At 42.3% G+C, this 16,627-nt stretch carries 17 protein-coding genes; 10 read left to right on the top strand and 7 right to left on the bottom strand.

Annotation, left to right across the window (positions count from 1 at the left end; translation table 11 throughout):
- The first annotated feature begins 1 nt into the window (after position 1).
- Complete coding sequence (locus JOD17_RS11205; RefSeq protein WP_204697804.1) at positions 2–766, top strand: thiazole synthase; 765 nt, start codon at positions 2–4, stop codon at positions 764–766.
- Positions 763–1,788 (top strand): ThiF family adenylyltransferase, encoded by a 1,026-nt coding sequence (locus JOD17_RS11200; protein ID WP_204697802.1) that lies wholly within the window; start codon positions 763–765, stop codon positions 1,786–1,788. Before JOD17_RS11205 ends, JOD17_RS11200 begins: the two co-directional genes overlap by 4 nt.
- Positions 1,789–1,855: 67 nt before the next feature.
- Here JOD17_RS11200 and JOD17_RS11195 read toward each other — a convergent pair whose 3' ends face one another.
- From JOD17_RS11195 to JOD17_RS11180, 4 genes are all read right to left on the bottom strand, one after another.
- Positions 1,856–2,416 (bottom strand): beta-class carbonic anhydrase, encoded by a 561-nt coding sequence (locus JOD17_RS11195; protein WP_204697800.1) that lies wholly within the window; start codon positions 2,414–2,416, stop codon positions 1,856–1,858.
- Between the two features lie 89 nt (positions 2,417–2,505).
- Entirely contained in the window at positions 2,506–2,706 is a 201-nt protein-coding gene (locus tag JOD17_RS11190; RefSeq protein WP_204697798.1) for a hypothetical protein, read from the bottom strand.
- A 141-nt stretch (positions 2,707–2,847) separates the two neighbouring features.
- On the bottom strand, positions 2,848–3,882 hold the full coding sequence (locus tag JOD17_RS11185) for a DUF2332 domain-containing protein (RefSeq protein WP_204697796.1): 1,035 nt from the start codon (positions 3,880–3,882) through the stop codon (positions 2,848–2,850).
- Between the two features lie 89 nt (positions 3,883–3,971).
- Positions 3,972–4,367: a GNAT family N-acetyltransferase gene (locus tag JOD17_RS11180; protein WP_204697794.1), complete on the bottom strand. Its 396-nt coding sequence runs from the start codon at positions 4,365–4,367 to the stop codon at positions 3,972–3,974.
- A 155-nt stretch (positions 4,368–4,522) separates the two neighbouring features.
- Between JOD17_RS11180 and JOD17_RS11175 the strand changes: the two genes are divergently transcribed.
- The 4 genes from JOD17_RS11175 to JOD17_RS11160 all read left to right on the top strand — a co-directional run bounded on the left by JOD17_RS11175 (position 4,523) and on the right by JOD17_RS11160 (position 8,266).
- Positions 4,523–5,131 (top strand): TetR/AcrR family transcriptional regulator, encoded by a 609-nt coding sequence (locus JOD17_RS11175; RefSeq protein ID WP_204697792.1) that lies wholly within the window; start codon positions 4,523–4,525, stop codon positions 5,129–5,131.
- Positions 5,109–6,482 (top strand): DHA2 family efflux MFS transporter permease subunit, encoded by a 1,374-nt coding sequence (locus tag JOD17_RS11170; protein WP_204697790.1) that lies wholly within the window; start codon positions 5,109–5,111, stop codon positions 6,480–6,482. Before JOD17_RS11175 ends, JOD17_RS11170 begins: the two co-directional genes overlap by 23 nt.
- 175 nt (positions 6,483–6,657) lie before the next feature.
- Positions 6,658–7,578, top strand: a complete 921-nt coding sequence (locus JOD17_RS11165) for a LysR family transcriptional regulator (protein ID WP_204697788.1) — start codon at positions 6,658–6,660, stop codon at positions 7,576–7,578.
- Complete coding sequence (locus JOD17_RS11160; protein WP_204697786.1) at positions 7,547–8,266, top strand: fumarylacetoacetate hydrolase family protein; 720 nt, start codon at positions 7,547–7,549, stop codon at positions 8,264–8,266. The genes JOD17_RS11165 and JOD17_RS11160 overlap by 32 nt, the downstream gene beginning before the upstream one ends.
- 13 nt (positions 8,267–8,279) lie before the next feature.
- Here JOD17_RS11160 and JOD17_RS11155 read toward each other — a convergent pair whose 3' ends face one another.
- From JOD17_RS11155 to JOD17_RS11145, 3 genes are all read right to left on the bottom strand, one after another.
- On the bottom strand, positions 8,280–10,382 hold the full coding sequence (locus JOD17_RS11155) for an ATP-dependent helicase (RefSeq protein WP_338028786.1): 2,103 nt from the start codon (positions 10,380–10,382) through the stop codon (positions 8,280–8,282).
- Positions 10,383–10,476: 94 nt separating this feature from the next.
- Positions 10,477–11,295, bottom strand: a complete 819-nt coding sequence (locus JOD17_RS11150) for an STAS domain-containing protein (protein WP_204697784.1) — start codon at positions 11,293–11,295, stop codon at positions 10,477–10,479.
- Between the two features lie 119 nt (positions 11,296–11,414).
- Positions 11,415–12,086 (bottom strand): AIM24 family protein, encoded by a 672-nt coding sequence (locus JOD17_RS11145; protein ID WP_204697782.1) that lies wholly within the window; start codon positions 12,084–12,086, stop codon positions 11,415–11,417.
- A 204-nt stretch (positions 12,087–12,290) separates the two neighbouring features.
- Here JOD17_RS11145 and dctP (JOD17_RS11140) point away from each other — a divergent pair, with 204 nt between their 5' ends.
- The 4 genes from dctP (JOD17_RS11140) (at position 12,291) to JOD17_RS11125 (ending at position 16,624) form a co-directional block, all read left to right on the top strand.
- Positions 12,291–13,415 (top strand): TRAP transporter substrate-binding protein DctP, encoded by a 1,125-nt coding sequence (dctP, locus tag JOD17_RS11140; RefSeq protein ID WP_204697780.1) that lies wholly within the window; start codon positions 12,291–12,293, stop codon positions 13,413–13,415.
- 202 nt (positions 13,416–13,617) lie between these two features.
- Positions 13,618–14,739, top strand: coding sequence for a TRAP transporter substrate-binding protein DctP (gene dctP / locus JOD17_RS11135; RefSeq protein WP_204697778.1), 1,122 nt, complete (start codon positions 13,618–13,620; stop codon positions 14,737–14,739).
- Between the two features lie 15 nt (positions 14,740–14,754).
- Positions 14,755–16,071, top strand: a complete 1,317-nt coding sequence (locus JOD17_RS11130) for a TRAP transporter large permease (RefSeq protein ID WP_204697776.1) — start codon at positions 14,755–14,757, stop codon at positions 16,069–16,071.
- A gap of 13 nt (positions 16,072–16,084) precedes the next feature.
- Entirely contained in the window at positions 16,085–16,624 is a 540-nt protein-coding gene (locus tag JOD17_RS11125; protein WP_204697774.1) for a TRAP transporter small permease, read from the top strand.
- The last annotated feature ends 3 nt before the right edge of the window (positions 16,625–16,627 follow it).

Here is a 16,627-nt window from a genome sequence, read left to right as displayed (position 1 = left end):
GATGTTACACATTGGGAATTACTCATTTGAATCACGATTATTACTAGGCACAGGAAAATACGAAGACGCACAAACACAACGAGAAGCAGTGATTGCTTCAAAAACCAATGTCCTTACCTTTGCCTTAAGTCGCATTGACCTGGACAATATCGGCCCAGATCCGATTGAACACTTGCCTCGCGAGGAATTCACATTATTACCGAATACGGCAGGTGCAAAAACTGCCGATGAGGCTGTTCGGCTTGCTCGCCTTGCACGTTCATCAGGAATTTGCGACATGATCAAAGTCGAAGTAATTGGTGATCCACCTACATTACTCCCTAACCCTGTGGAAACGTTAAAAGCTACAGAAATTCTTTTAAATGAAGGGTTTACTGTGCTCCCTTATCTCTCTGATGACCCGATGCTCGCAAAGGAAGCAGAAGCACTTGGAGCGCATGCAATTATGCCTGGGGCTTCACCGATTGGAAGTGGTCTTGGCATTGTTAATCCGTACAACCTTCAACTCATCATTGAACAATCTAAAGTACCGGTCATCGTTGACGCTGGCATTGGCGCTCCGCACGACGCTTGTGAAGCGATGCAATACGGCGCAGACGGAATCCTTCTAAATAGCGCTGTGGCAAAAGCAACTGATCCTGTAAAAATGGCGAATGCGATGCGGTTAGCCATCCTTGCGGGTAGAGAAGGTTATGAAGCAGGGAGGATCCCCAAAAGTAACGTAGCAACCGCAAGCAGTCCTCAGGAGAACTGGGCAAACTCATGAACAAATATGTGAAACAAGAGCGATTCCACGGGATCGGGCAACTCGGACAAAAGCGGCTTAGAGAAAGCCGTGTTCTCATTGTGGGTGTCGGTGCCCTCGGTTCAATGAGCGCAGAGATGCTTGCTCGCGCTGGAATCGGACAGCTTACCCTCGTTGATGGGGACTTCGTAGAAGAGCATAACTTACAACGACAGCTTCTCTATACAGAACTTGATGCCAAAGCGCATCGAGCAAAAGTAAAAGCAGCATCAAAAAGGCTTCAAGAAATCAACTCTGAAGTTAAGGTCACCGAAGTTTTTCATTCACTTCACAACGAGAATGTTCAACAGTTACTGCAAGGTATTGATGTCATCATTGACGGCACAGATAACTTTGAAACACGTTTATTAATTAACGATGCTGCTTATAAATGGGGGATTCCCTGGGTGTATGGCGGATTGTCCGGAAGCTACGGTCTGAGCTTACCATTTATTCCGAACCGCTCAGGACCTTGCTTTCGATGTCTTGAGTCCTTTCTTACAGACAGTGAAGATTGTGATACTCATGGCGTGCTCGGGACGACTGTACAAATGGTTACCGCCCAGCAAGTGACAAGCACTTTAAAGATCCTCACTGGCAACAAAACTCAATCATCCATGTACAAATTTGATTTGTGGGAAAATGATACGGGGTATATTACTGTTCAACCGTTGAAACAGCCTTCTTGTCAGACGTGTGGTGCTGAACGAACGTACCCTTCATTACGTTCCGATCAATCCAAGCGACACATCCAGTGGTTATGTGCGTCATCTGGTGTTCATATTCGCCCTAAAGAAGCCCAGAATTTGCAACTTCCTCGAGATCCCTATAGCAATCATTCATGGACCTATTTTCCTTTTGCAGATGTCTGTATGCTTCGTAAAGCGAATTATCACGTGATGCTGTTCCAAGATGGGCGAGCGACAATTCGCGGTGTGACGACGACAAATGAAGCAGAATTACTTTACGATGAAGCACTTGCCTTTCTGGGTGAACAAGTCTAAATTAAAAAACGAAGGCAACAACAAGAATACGACTTGTTGTTGCCTTCGCTATGCTTTACGTTTAATTTTAAGAATGAGCAACTTCCCCATTTACGACAAGATCTAACTTGCCAGTTTCAGGGTGAATGACGAGACCGTGAACTGGAATATGATCTCCTAGTAGTGGATGGTTTTTAATGATATTAACGCTGTTTCGCACGCTATCTTCAACGTGTTCAAATCCAGTGAGCCACGTATCTAAATCAATACCAGCGTTTTTTAAGACGTCAATCTTCTCTTGAGAAACACCAGATTGTTCGATGAGCGTATCCGGATGCAATTGCGCCATTCCACAATCATGATGACCGACTACATAGACTTGCTCTGCACCTAAGCTATTAATAGCTACAAGTATGCTTCGCATAATACTTCCGAACGGATGAGAAATAACTGCGCCGGCGTTTTTGACGATCGCTGCATCCCCATGAGAAACATTCATTGCTTGTGGAACCATTTCTACAAGTCTCGTATCCATGCACGTTAAAATGACAATCTTTTTATCAGGGAACTTTGACGTATTAAACGTCTTAAAGTCTTCATTGATAACAAAGTTGCGATTATGTTCTAGTACATTTTCTAAGTGTGACATCGAGCACACGCCTCCCCACATAAACTCAAAATCGTTTCTATTAGGGTACACCTAAATGAAGCATTTGACTATGATTGATTGATAATTCATCACTCGTGGTTAGAAGAGCCTTTCGTTTTACTAAGTCGCTCGACAATTGGCAATACCACAGCCCAAGCTACAAATGTTCCAAGAAACGCAGAGAAGCTTGCTAGCACGTGAACGCTCCCTAATTGAAACTCTGTGAAGATTGCCGTCACGACGCCAACTACAATCGCAAACCCAATCGCCCTTATTAAACGTCTATTCATCGTCAATCACCTCGTTATTGGATGATTCTTATCGTACCTAAATCCAACAACGTATAGGCTAAACGATGTATAAGAAGCTCTTATTAACGTTTGAGAGACTGCATTTGCAACATGAAATACATAAAAGTCAAACGATCTCTGCTAATTAAGCAGCCATTCAAACCATCGACCATGCCCGTCCGTCTCTCCGACCACATGCGTTTCTTTTGTACCATCGATGTAGGAATCAATTCTCAACTTAGAATCTCGTATGTTGTTGTAGATGTGGAAGAGATTTCGAGTGGCGCCAAGGTCGTTTACGGTCTCTTCTAGTTGCTGTTTTAACGACTCATCAAACTGATTAGCCACATGAGTATGGAAAACACAGACCGTAGAACGTGAAGGACATTTTTCAACTAAAGATGCTAGAGACGACACACCGTCAGTTTCAATAAGTTGTGCCTTTTGAGATTGAACAACTTTGGCTGCTTGTTCAAACAGCTCTCTTCGCTCTTGATGTTCGGGCCAAATTAAAGCATCTAACCAAAGACGGTCCTCTTCTATACTTACGTCATTGATATGTAAATCAACACCAATTCGAGCAGCGACTGGTGGCGGTGTGCTTGGTAAGTACGCTGGGTTAATGTCTCCACCTTTTACGCTCGACGTAATGTGAACATCCGCAAATGGATTCCCATATACGAGATCTGTTTCATACGAATAGCGATACTGATCCCAGAACAGTTGTAACCCTGCGCTCGTGCCAATTTCAATGCATGACAGTGGTTCTTGAACTTTTTCATAAATATAAGAGAACAATGGATATAAGTAAGCACAACGACGAACTTCATTCGTTTGAACTAGCTTTTCATGTAACAGTGTTGTTAGTTCACTTTCATGTGTTTCACAAAAACTCTTAAACTCGGTAAACGTGTGCCCATCAATAGGCTTTGGCTCGTCGGTAACACTTGCATAATAATCACCCACAGGGTGTTTAATTCCCTTTAATAACAAGTAATGCACAGACGCAAAAAACAAATTCGCAACCGGTTGACCCTTTTGAGCTTCTGCACTTAACGCTAGCAAGGAATCATCCTTTGCAACAGCAAGCGCCAAATGTTTATACAATTCACTTGATTGCTCGCACTCATCGATGGCAAATCTTTCAAAGCGTTTTCTATATACCGTCACATCCATATGAAAGCCTCCTCGCAGATTCATAACTTAATTCTTCTCTAACGTCACGACCAAACCCTTTTATTCGTCTGCTCAGAACTGTCTTCGTATTACGCTTTCTTTTGGATGATGTAACAATTGTCGACCAACTCAAACCCTACTTTTGGATAGTAATCCATCGCTACGTTTGAAGCTCGAAGGATGAGCGTAACGTTGTTTCCGATTTGTTTTTTTGTCTCTTCAATTAAAGCACGTCCAATCCCTTTCGCTTGAACGTGTTGGTCAACGGCCAAATCCGATAGGTAACAACAATAGCTATAGTCCGTTAAGCTCCGGGCAACCCCTACAAGTTTCTCCCCGTCCCATGCGGTAATGAGCAAGTTGGCATGTTGGAGCATTTGTTCCATACGTTCAATGTCATCAACCGGTCGTTTAATTCCTGATGCTGTAAAGACCGTTGCAAGTTGCTCGGGCAAAATCTGTTCGTTCACTTTAATTTCAATCATACGTACACACTCCTCTTGTTCGATGTATTTAGGTTACTCATTACACTCTTAACTGGAAAGAGCCACATTGTTTGTAACGCTACGTACCAAGAGTGCCTTGACAACGGTTCTATACATTGAGATGATCAACCTAACGAACGGTAGGGAGGATAAAAATGACTGCAATAAAAATTCGCAATGTTGCTTTGCATCACTTTGCAAACCTTGACTATGACTCTGTTTCACTCCAACAAATTGCCGAGGATGTAGGAATTCGTAAAGCATCGTTGTATGCACATTATAAAAACAAAGAAGACATTTTCTTTCACGTATTAAATCATGCTATGAAACAAGGAAAGCGAGCGATTGTAGCGTTTTTTGTTCAACACAAAGACCAACCCTTACAAACAACCGTTCACTCTTTTTTCCACTGGTTTATGAAAGAAAGTGATCAAAGCTTAGAGTTAAAGCTCATGATTCGTGTGTTGTACTTTCCACCCAAAAACGTTTCTTGCGTTCACTATACGAAGCCTTTTCTAACTGATTTAGAACGGTGGTTTGCGCGATACATCTTAGTAAAGCAGCGAGACGAACAGCTTCACTTTTCGTTACCAGTAAAACACATCTCACTCGCGTTTTTAACCGTAGCAGAAGGTTGCCTTATTGAATTCTTCTTCGCTGAGAACCCGCGTTATGAGGAACGGGTTCGAGCCATCTTGCCGATCTTTTTTCAAGGCATTCACACGGGAGGTTCGACAATGAATGAACACAACAGTTCAATATAAAGGCGTCGTTACCGTTATTTTGGCATCGGCGTTTTTGTTTTCATTTAGTCAGTTTTTGTTGATCACGGCATATCCGACGATTATGGATGAATTTAATGTGAATGCTACACAAGTGCAGTGGCTAACGACCGCATTTCTACTAACAACAATCATCCTCATTCCGATGACTGGCTACTTATCAAATATTTTTCGAGCGAAAACGCTCGTAATCTTTTCTTTACTATGCTTGTTTATTGGCACACTTGTAGGGGGACTAGCCCCTAACTTTGGCACGCTGATCATCGCCCGGGTCGTACAAGCCGTCGGTGCCGGAATTGTCTTACCGCTCGTACAGACGATACTTTTAACCGTGTTCCCATACGAGCGCAGAGGGTTTGCGATGGGATTGTTAGGTGCAGTGGTAAATGTTGCTCCCGCAAGTGCACCGTCGATTTCTGGCATTGTGATCGATCTGTTCACTTGGCGGTCATTGCATTGGATTCTTCTTCCTCTCATTGCATGCACGTTAATCGTCGCCATAGTTCAGATGAAAAACGTCTTGCCGATGAAACCTGCGAAGTTAGACCTCTTTTCCATCGTTCTTTCGGCCATCGGATTCGGTTTGTTTATCTTTGGATTAAGCATGATTAGTGTTTATGGCTTTACAGATACGTTAGTCATCCTTCCGATTGTCATTGGGGTTGTCTCGCTAACCTTTTTTATTAAGCGACAGCTCACGCAATCATCACCTGTATTAAATTTGGCATTGTTTAAGCACTCAACGTTTCGCCTAGCGATGATTTTAGTATTCATTAACATGATGCTTCTATTATCTGCAGAAACGATCTTACCGATGTTTGCGCAAGATGTGTTAGGAACAAGTGCGTTTTTATCAGGATTCGTCCTCGTGCCCGGAACCATTCTTCTTTCCATCATTACGATTATAAGTGGGAATTTGTACGATCGTTATGGTGGGAAAACCATAGCACTCATTGGCTTTAGCTGTACGGCAGCATCGTTACTCTTACTTAACACCGTAACGATGGACAGTTCACCATACTGGATTATGCTTCATTTTTGCTTATTTATGGCAGGGTTTGGATTAACGTTAATGCCTCTTGTGACCGTTGGAATGAACGCCTTAAGCCAAGAAGACATCGCTCATGGTTCTGCAATTGTTAACACTGTACGTCAGTTTGGAATGACATTCGGAATTATATTGTTATCGACGATTATTAGTGTTACAGCGAGCAACATCAATGCACCATATGATGTTGGTGCGTATTGGGGAACAACGTTTGCGCTAGTCGTCATGGCATTGCTCTCGTTGCTTGCGCTCATGCTGACGTTCTTCTTAAAGGAGCGTCAATAGCCTCGTTAAACCTTCGTCTCCCATTTGAAAGGTGTCGTTCTTCGACACCTTTTTACGTAAATGACCCCCGAATATCGTAATCTGAATAGTTGAAATGTAACCGCTTTCATTATATGATAGAGATATTCCTTATTATTGGAATGTGTTGAGTTGCTTGCCGAAAGGATGTAGAAGGATGGATACACGTAAACTCCGCTACTTTAAGACGATTGCCGATGAGAAGCAAGTAACAAAAGCAGCGAAAAAATTGCATATGGCTCAGCCCCCGTTAAGCCAACAGTTGAAGTTACTTGAGAATGAACTGAACGTTTCACTGTTTGAGCGTCACGGTAGATATTTAGAGTTGACCAGTGCTGGCAAAGCTTTATACAAACATGCATGTAAGATCTTACAAACGATTGATGATGCTGTACTTGAAACGAAAGCCATAGAGAGTGGTAAGCTTGGCATGTTGAAAATTGGTGTCAATAAATCTTGCTTTTCTTATATGATCCATCCTATTCAAACGCTTCGTCAGATCTATCCAGATGTGCAGATTGCTTTACGTGAAGGGGATACGTATTCACTGACTGAGCAGTTACATCAACGGGAAATTGAGCTTGCAATTGTAAGATTACCTGTACAACTTGAGCAAATCTCTTCGGTTTCACTACCATCAGAACCTTATGTGTTAGCCATCGCCAAAGATTGGCCTGGATTAACTAGAACAAAGCAGATGAGCATGAAAGACCTTAAAGATTTACCACTCTTATTGCTTCATCGAATTAGTGGTACTGGTCAATATGAGAAAATCGTAAACGAATGCAAAAGACACGGTTTCGTGCCTAACGTTGTCTGTGAATGTCCAGATGCTTCTTTACTCATCGCTCTTGCTGCAGCAGGCACAGGCGGGACAATTATACCGAAATCCTCATTGTTTGCGTTTCATTCTGATGCCCTAGCGATGATTGAACTGACTGATATTGAGATTCAAGCGGATGCCGCTATGATTTGGTCTAGTGATCGTTACGTATCAAAGCAAGCCGAACACTTCATTACGATCGTTAAGGAAGGAATGGGGGAAATTGGACGTATTAGCCAAACTGAAAACAAGTGAGGCGTTCATTCGTTTCACTCGAAGCGAATACATTGACGTCGACTTGATTGATTTACCCATTGCTCAATCCATCTACCGAATTACACTTGATCCTAAAGATCATGACCGTCATAACAACCCTAAGGTCACGTTGCATGAAATACCAGGAGAACAATGTATCGCTCATCGTGAGAAAGTGACGATTCCAATGAATGAGACTGAATTGTTATCACGACCTGGCATCGGGATCGTTTTTGATCATGAACCTAAACATAGAAGCAAAAAAGCACTTCGAGAATCCCTGTTAGGGGCAACGATTGTGAACGAATTCCACCACCCAACACATTCACCCCAACAGTATTCAACGACCTTTCATGCGTGTTCAATCGGTCCGTGGATTTCGTTAGAACAGATGAATTTTAACCATTCAACAGTTTACACGTATCGTAACAAGCAGCATATGCTTACTTGGCACCCCGCTGAAATGATTGATGATATCTTAACTGTGCTTGGGCAAGTAACAAAGCAAACTCACATCAAGCATGGAGATCTCGTTATGTTAACCTCAGACAGTTATGCGTCGCCATGTGGGGTTCTTGATACGATTGATGTAACCATTGACGGGATTGGTACTCTTCAAAATTCATTTCAATTTCTTGCAAGAAGAACGAGTGAAAACCGTCATCGTACAGAGTACTCTGAGCAATAACACTGCCATCCCTCTATACTTTCGTTAACAATCCACGCTCTACACAGAATTGTTTTATGAATTCTTTTTCACCGTGATGCTCAAAATCGACAGTCATCGTGTCACTTTTTACATCAATAATTGTTCCGATCCCGAATTTTTCATGTTCAATTGTCGTATTTGGAAGTAAATCTTCATGTGCCACCGTTGTACCTGCTCGGTGTGGACTCGTCACTGTAGAAGGTGCGATTAGCTTCTTAATTTGTGGGAGGAACGGAGATTCCTTTTGGACGCCACCTGACGATAACAATTCAAGATGTTCCCGAGCGCGTGTCATCCCAACATAAAAGAGGCGAACAGCTTCTTCCATTAACTCCGGATCATCGTTGTCTTCTTTCGTCGGTAGGATATCACGGTTTAGATCAATCATATACACACGGTCAAACTCAAGACCTTTGGCGCGATGAAACGTTGATAAGGTCGGCACGTTCTCTCCTTTATTGAACTTTGACTGCTTCATTTTAGATTCTAGTCGTTTCAGGCGATCAGCAAACCCTTTTAACGTCTGTTCATCTTCAGCAATTTCCTTTAATGCATCAAGGATTTCTTTTGCACGATCGACATTCAGACCGAGACGCTCACAGCGTTGTTCCAACGCTTTACGATATCCAAGATCGTCTTCAATGACTGTAATTGCAGCACTTGGAGAAAGTTTGTTGATCTTATCAAATGCACGTTTTGCCTGCTTTAACTTACTCACTTGATACGCTTCTAGCTTCGTGTTTTGAAGTCTTGCAAAGGCACATTCTCCCCTACCTTCTTGTAACAACCACTTCATTTGGTCTTTTTTCATGTACGCATTAAACTTTGAATAGATGTGTTCTAATACGTCAACCCGGCCAGTGTGATACGAAAAGCGCATAAAGTTAAGAAGGTCGGTCGTTACCCAATGACGAAAGAATTTCGTATCGATTTCTTTCATATAGAAGTCAATGTTTAATCGATCCATTGCATTCACAACCGACACCGCTGAATTATTATTACGATAAAGTATTGCCACTTCTTTGCGATTGACTTGTTCTTTCACGGTATCCATGACATAACGGATTTTTGCTTCACGCTTTTTGAAGCTTTGCACTTCAATTGGTATTCCGATGTCATTGACGGTATACATCTCTTTTCGGTACCGCTCTTTATTACGTTTTATGAACGTATTGGCAACTTGTACTATCGTCTTTGAAGACCGATAATTCTCGGTCATTGTAAGCACTTGACCATTTGGATAGCGACTCTTGAATTCGAGCAAATGACCAACATCGGACCCTCTCCACTGGAAGATCGACTGGTCGTCATCTGCAACAACACAAAGGTTATTTTGAGGCGAGGCAATCTTCTCCACGATCTTATGCTGAACGAGCGAGTTATCTTGACTTTCATCGGTTAATACATAATCGTATTGCTTTTGAAGCTTTTTCAATATCATTTTATCGTGCAATAATGCCTCGTAAGCATAGGTAAGCATATCGTCGAAATCCAAAAGCAACGTCTGATCGTCATAGTTACGCTTCCACTCTTCGTAAGCGATATAAATGTCTTTTGCTTCCTTTAACGAACATTTCACTTTTTGTAACTGGTCAGGTTGAATCATACGGTTTTTCACATAACTAATGTACGTAATTAGAGACTCCAGCTCATCCTCGGTTATTTTCTTTCCTGTTTTGTTCGTGAATAGCTGTTGCAAAGCCATTCGCTTATGAAGCCAATGAGGCTCCACATCCCCTTCAATTAAGCGGTAATTGATACTCTTCTTTTGAAAGTATGATTTCACAATACGAAAAGCAAAGCTGTGAATGGTTGAGAATTGAACAGGTCGACTCACTTTATCGTGAAAAAATTGCCGAAAACGCTCTGCCATATCTTCTGCTGCTGCACGGCTGAAAGTAACTGCCATAATGGACTCAGGCTGCACCTTTTTCTCAAGAAGCAAATAACCGATCTTCATGTTCAGCGTCGTTGTTTTCCCTGAACCAGGTGAAGCGAGTAAGAGCAAGGGCCCGTCCGTCTTCAACACAGCTTGCTTCTGTATATCATTCAACAAAACACCTGTCGATTGTTCCATCTGTTTAAAGTAATCCACGACAATGACCCCTTCTTATATGTGCAATGCTCTAGATCAATAAAAATCAGCACAACCAAAAAAGATGACATCCGACTGTCATCTTTTGGAAAGCTTACTTACTGATCATTTTCTTCTCTTCAACTGCTGTCCTGAGATCCCGGTAGACTTTGCCCTCAACACGAATGCCAAGATTGACCATCGTTTGAGCGACTTCTGGGCGTACACCACTGAGGACTGCTTCGACACCAATTAAACGTAACGAATCCATCACTTTAAAGATCTGTCCGGCAACCATCGTATCAACGACACTTACACCAGATAAATCCAAGATCAACATTCGAAGTTGCAGCTCTGCACTCTTTTCTAGAGCGTTTGACATAAGGTATTGCGCACGCTTCGTGTCAACTTCTCCAATAATTGGAATGACTCCAATATCATTCGTCAATTGGACGACCGGTACCGATAGCTCATCAATTGCGTACTTAGCAGCTTCAATGCTGTTATGGAAGCTCTTCATATACGAACGACTAACAATTTGTACGGCTTCATCGACAACCGCATTGAATTGAGACACGATATGGTAAAAATCTGCGAAAGACATGTCTTGATTCTCTGCCTCATCACGGATAATCTCACCGATCGTATTGCGATAATACGCAATCTCGTGCAGCCCAACATCAAGAGGCAATTGCACTTTTACAAGCTGCTCCGATAATTCACTTCCCCATCGACGAATGTCATCGATTGAATGATCTAATGACGTTGTCAGTGACTTTGCGTAAACCTCAATTAATTGGACTCGCCAAGGTGTCAGTTGCATGACAATCGTATTATCACTCACGTTCTCATACTGAGGAGGCATACCAGCTAATTCTTCCTTGCGACGTAATACCTCATCCATAATTGGCTTTAGTTCTTTTATCTTGGACATCGCTTCGCACCTTATCCTTTATAGATTCCTATCACTACTTTACCAAAATCTTTAAGTAAGAAACAGGAATTCCTTTGGAAATTTTCTTATCTGGACGATTAAGTTGTCAAAACCTTGACTTACTCTTCTGCAGATTGAACGATTACAAATCCATTTCCTTCAAACTCCATCTGAAAACTTTCGCCACTTCCTCGCCCTAAGAACGTACGATAATTGATGTCGGTACGGATGTTAGGCTCTAAATTCCCTGACCAAGCAACTGTTGTCGTTGGGTCGGTCATCACTGGTAGATTTTCCTGAACTTTCAAGGTTAACGGTTCGTAATGTGACGTAATGGCAACTAGCCCCTTACCTTGTAACACGACATAAAACAACCCGTTTGACATCATCCCAGCTACACGGCGCATCATCTTAATATCCCATTCAATACTCGGCTCAAAGGCTAATAAATCATTGCTATTTACTGCAATAATATCATCATTGAGCTCAAGAATGGTCACTCGCTTCCCTTTATCTGCTAAATGCAATTGTCCCTCACCGGTCGCCTTCATAAGCGTTCCGCCTTCACTCGTAAACGCTTTTTTGAACATTCGACTCGTACCATGCTCCAAGAGACGTTCACGCTCAAACTTGATATCGCCTGTGTACGACACCATCGACCCAAGCTTTGCCCAGACCATCTCTTTTAAGTTTACTTCGAGTATACGGGGAGTCTCCAATTGAAAGTACTCATCTTTTTGTTCTTCGACTTCAGTCGCTTCTATGAATTCTTTGATCGAATATTTACTCATTTTTATTCCCCTTTCCGTTATGTATCTATATCCTTTACTTACCAATTAAAAACCAACTTCACGCTACAGAGACGAAATTTTAAAAGAAAATAGAGATTGAAAAATCAGATTACTTTTGGTAGAGTTTATCCTTGTCAACATTGACTCGTCATTCACCAAAGTACGAAAGCGCTTTATAACCTTATACTGAAAGGGGACATACTCTTGAAATCACTCATTCGTAGCATCGTATTTTTACTAACTTCAGTGCTTCTCACGAGCTGTGTATCAACAGAGGAACAGACTCATGCAGAGGAAGAATCATCAAGAACATTCGTACTCTCTTCACTTGCAAGCACCCAAAACGGAGCTTGGGAAGGCTTCTTTGTTCCGTGGATGAATGAAGTCGAAGAACGTTCTGATGGACGGATTACGTTTGAAATCTACACCGGTCAAGAACTCATTGCTGGTAGCGAAGAGCTTCTTGCACTCCGCAACGGAACGATTGATATTGCTGCCCCACTTTGGCCTCAATATGACCCAGCACGCTTTCCACTTACCGAAGTAACGATGTTGCCACTTCTAGATTCCGACACAGTGATTGCCGCCAGAGCTTATGCAGATCTTATTCACTCGACAGAGCCGGTTACTCACGATGGTGAAACATTTACAGAACTCGAATACGGCACGAAGGACTTAAAGGTCATGCCCCATGCACCAACACAACAATATGTCATGTCGACAAAAGATCACCCCCTTGAGAGCATAGACGATTTCCGAGATACTTCGCTTCGTTCACCTACGCGAATTCACGAGATTTTCGCAAGTAAAATAGGCATCAACTCCGTAAGCATGCCTTCAACCGACATGTTCGATGCGATCAATCGCGGTGCATTTGAAGGAGCTTTCTTTAGCGTTGCAGACTGGACTGGGTATGGCATGCAAGAAGTGTTCACGTATACGCTTGAAGGGATTAACCTCGGGCACTTCTCAACACTTTGGGCCATGACCGAAGAGAACTGGAACACCATTCCTGAAGACCTTCAACAAATCATGGAAGAATCAGCAGCTGATCTAATTGATCACGGTGGAGAAGTATGGGAAGCTCGTTCCGAAGTGATTCGTGAAGAAGCCTTAGCAAATGGAGCGGAATTTGTACACGTAGATGACATTGATGACGATGCAAAAGAATACATCGTCGATGGCATGATTGAAACATGGTACACATGGATTGATGAGCATGAACAAAACGGACTACCTGCGCGTGAAGTAGCCATCCTTTGGCGAGACCTTATTATCAAACATGGTGGAGATGTTCCTGATGAAATTAAAGAACTCTCCGTAGACTAATTGACGGTGCAAGAAGCAACAATAAAACCACATCTAATTCATTTTTGAATTTCGTTTGCATTTTTTCACCACCACATCGTGGCTCCTTCTCTATTTGATTACGTCGATGACTGAAAACATCACTCTTGTAATGTTGGTACAAAACTTGCAATCACTAGAGAGCAAAGAATGTAAGCGCTTTATTTACAGGGGAGGTACGATGATGCTTCAACGAAAAATGAGTGTCCTGCTCATTCCTTTAACCTTAATTCTAGCAAGCTGTGTGCAAGTTGACGAAGAAACGACAACAACGGACGGTGAAGAACCGATCGAGTTAACGATCTCTTCTCTAGTGAGTTCTCAAAACGGATGGTGGCAAGGATTCTTTTCACCATGGATGGAGGACGTGGAAGAGCGAACTGACGGAAAGGTCGTATTTGATTCATATACTAGCCGAGAACTAGTGCCAACGAACGAAGAGTTACAAGCGCTAAGAAATGGAACGATTGATATTGCCGCGCCACTTTGGCCGCTCTATGACCCAAAACGCTTCCCACTCACTGAAGTGACAGTGCTACCGTTACTTGAATCGGATACCGTTATTGCTGCACGAGCTTTCGCGGACCTCATTTACTCTGAGGAGCCCATTACTGATGACGGAAAAACGTTCACTGAACTTGAATACGGGGAGAAAGACTTGAAAGTAATTCCCTATTCGCCAACACAACAATATGTCATGTCAACGAAGGATTATCCTTTAGAAACGGTTGAAGACTTTAGGCAAGCGTCGCTTCGTTCTCCGACACGAATTCATGAAATTTTTGCAGGTAAAATTGGTGTGAACTCCGTTAGCATCCCTTCAGCGGATATGTTTGATGCCATTAACCGTGGCGCATTTGAAGGAGCTTTCTTCAGTGTTGCTGATTGGACAGGATACGGGATGCAAGAAGTGTTTAATTATACGTTAGAAGGGATTAATCTCGGTCATTTTTCAGGGGTCTGGGCCATGACTGAAGAAAACTGGAACTCATTACCCGAAGAAGTACAACAAATCATGGTGGAAACCGCTGAAGATCATCTCGATGGGAGTGGGCAAATTTGGGAAGATCGAGCGATTGAAATACGAGAAGAAGCATTAAACAACGGAGCCGAATTCGTTCATCTTGAAGACATTGATGAGGATGCACAGCAATATTTAATTAACGGTATGGTCGATACGTGGCACACATGGATTGATGAGCACGAACAAAACGGACTACCTGCTCGGGAAGTTGCAATCCTTTGGCGTGACTTAATTATAAAACACGGTGGTGACGTCCCAGACGAAATTAAAGCCATCGAATAATAGGGGGTGTACAAGATGTCGATTGAGATTTTCTATTTAGTGATCTTTGCTTTATTTTTAATTTTTCTACTTCTTGGCATGCACATTCATACGGTCCTACTCAGTATCGGTGTTCTAGGCATCATCATTCTTGAAGGACCTTCTTACATCACAACGTTCATGCAAGTCGAACCGTATCGAGTCATTGCAAGTTATACGTTAACGACAATTCCGTTGTTCGTTTTGATGGCGCAGTTTATCGTGCAATCGAGGATTGTTAGTGATTTGTATTTAATTGTGTACAAACTTTCAAAAGGAAAATCTGGCCTTCTAGGCGTCTTATCTGTCATAATCGGAGCCTTTTTAGGTGGGGTATCTGGTTCCACAACTGGATCGTCTGCAGCTCTTGGGCAAGTGGCTGTTCCTGAATTACGAAAACACGGTTTCCGTGACGATATTGCCGGCTCTACGATTGCCGCCGCTGGTTCACTTTCTGGAATTATTCCTCCAAGCATCGTCTTAATTCTATACGGTGTCGTAACAGAAACACCGATTGGCACGTTATTTATCGGTGCAATCATTCCAGGGCTTATTATGACAATCGTTATTATTCTCGTGATGCTTTTCTTGTACAACCGTGATATTAAAAAGCGTTCTGTCGACATTCTAAACGAACCCGCTAAAACAACAGAAGATTTATCGCTTTCTAGATCTTTAATAGTGATTGGAATCTTCCTTGCCATTATGGCTGTGATCTTCGGGGGAATTTACTCTGGTACGTTTACGCCGACGGAAGCTGGCGCAATTGGAGCGATACTCGGATTACTCACTGCCTTTTTCTTAGGAAAAGTAAACAAGCAATTTTTTATCAATTCATTTTCTGGAACAATCAAGATCTCATCCATGGTACTTCTTATCATGGTTACAGCACAAATCTTTGGTCGTTTTATTACGATTTCTCAATTGCCACGGGAATTGATCGGATTTTTAGGTCCGTTAATTGAATATCCCGTATTAATGCTCGTGTTCATTTGTTTCATATACTTTGTGCTGTTTATGTTCATTGAAGGTGGAGCTGTCATTATTATGGCGACCCCAATCCTGTTACCGATTATCCAAGAAATGAACGTTGATCTGCTATGGTTCGGTATTTTAGTTTCTGTTATTTGTACGATCGGTCTACTTACCCCACCTGTCGGCTTGAGCGTATTCGCCGTCTCAGGTGTAACCGGTATTTCAATAGAGAGGTTGTTTATTCAAACGAGCATATTTGCTGTTGTACTCGCCATCGTCGTTTGTGGACTCATGATTGCTTTTCCACCAATTGTCACATGGTTACCAAGCTTAATGTAGGAGGAGATTCTAAATGAATGCTGCATATAAAGGCATTGAAAAAATAAAGTTTGTCGGGCTCATCATTAGCGGCGCAGCGATCTCATTAATGATGATCCTCATTGCGCTTGATGTTCTATTACGTACCGTGTTTCAACTACCAACAGTCGGTAGTTACGAAATCGCACAATATTTCCTTATGCCACTCGCGTTTTTCCCAGGGCTCGCTTATGTGTACAGCTCAGGCATTATGCCAAGACTTGAAATGCTCGTTCAAAAATTCAAAGATCGTCAGCAATACATCATTTCCATTGCGCTCGTATCATTGGAATTGATCCTCTTTCTCATGTTAACAATCTTTGCCTTTCAGTATGCTTGGGTCGGCTTTGTTGAAGGGGTCGCGTTTAGTATGAAAGGAGCTGTCATCCCGTATTATCCGGTCTTATTCGTAATTCCTGCCGGTTTCTTATTGCTTACAATTGAGATTTTCTTCGTGTTACTCCGAAACATTCAAACGAAAACAGCTCAACTTCATATTTCTGTAAATAATGCGAAGGAACCCCCTTCCATGTAAAAA

It is taken from the genome of Geomicrobium sediminis (assembly GCF_016908595.1).
Classification (GTDB): Bacteria; Bacillota; Bacilli; order Bacillales; family Marinococcaceae; genus Geomicrobium_A; species Geomicrobium_A sediminis.
The sequence above is the reverse complement of the archived record's forward strand: the minus strand, read 5'-3'. Positions and strand labels throughout refer to the sequence as shown.

Excerpts from the sequence above, each read along its gene's own strand:
- JOD17_RS11205 (WP_204697804.1), top strand. The coding sequence starts at position 2 with ATGTTACACATTGGGAATTACTCATTTGAATCACGATTATTACTAGGC.
- JOD17_RS11200 (WP_204697802.1), top strand. The coding sequence starts at position 763 with ATGAACAAATATGTGAAACAAGAGCGATTCCACGGGATCGGGCAACTC.
- JOD17_RS11195 (WP_204697800.1), bottom strand. The coding sequence starts at position 2,416 with ATGTCACACTTAGAAAATGTACTAGAACATAATCGCAACTTTGTTATC.
- JOD17_RS11190 (WP_204697798.1), bottom strand. The coding sequence starts at position 2,706 with ATGAATAGACGTTTAATAAGGGCGATTGGGTTTGCGATTGTAGTTGGC.
- JOD17_RS11185 (WP_204697796.1), bottom strand. The coding sequence starts at position 3,882 with ATGGATGTGACGGTATATAGAAAACGCTTTGAAAGATTTGCCATCGAT.
- JOD17_RS11180 (WP_204697794.1), bottom strand. The coding sequence starts at position 4,367 with ATGATTGAAATTAAAGTGAACGAACAGATTTTGCCCGAGCAACTTGCA.
- JOD17_RS11175 (WP_204697792.1), top strand. The coding sequence starts at position 4,523 with ATGACTGCAATAAAAATTCGCAATGTTGCTTTGCATCACTTTGCAAAC.
- JOD17_RS11170 (WP_204697790.1), top strand. The coding sequence starts at position 5,109 with ATGAACACAACAGTTCAATATAAAGGCGTCGTTACCGTTATTTTGGCA.
- JOD17_RS11165 (WP_204697788.1), top strand. The coding sequence starts at position 6,658 with ATGGATACACGTAAACTCCGCTACTTTAAGACGATTGCCGATGAGAAG.
- JOD17_RS11150 (WP_204697784.1), bottom strand. The coding sequence starts at position 11,295 with ATGTCCAAGATAAAAGAACTAAAGCCAATTATGGATGAGGTATTACGT.
- JOD17_RS11145 (WP_204697782.1), bottom strand. The coding sequence starts at position 12,086 with ATGAGTAAATATTCGATCAAAGAATTCATAGAAGCGACTGAAGTCGAA.
- dctP (WP_204697778.1), top strand. The coding sequence starts at position 13,618 with ATGCTTCAACGAAAAATGAGTGTCCTGCTCATTCCTTTAACCTTAATT.
- JOD17_RS11130 (WP_204697776.1), top strand. The coding sequence starts at position 14,755 with ATGTCGATTGAGATTTTCTATTTAGTGATCTTTGCTTTATTTTTAATT.
- JOD17_RS11125 (WP_204697774.1), top strand. The coding sequence starts at position 16,085 with ATGAATGCTGCATATAAAGGCATTGAAAAAATAAAGTTTGTCGGGCTC.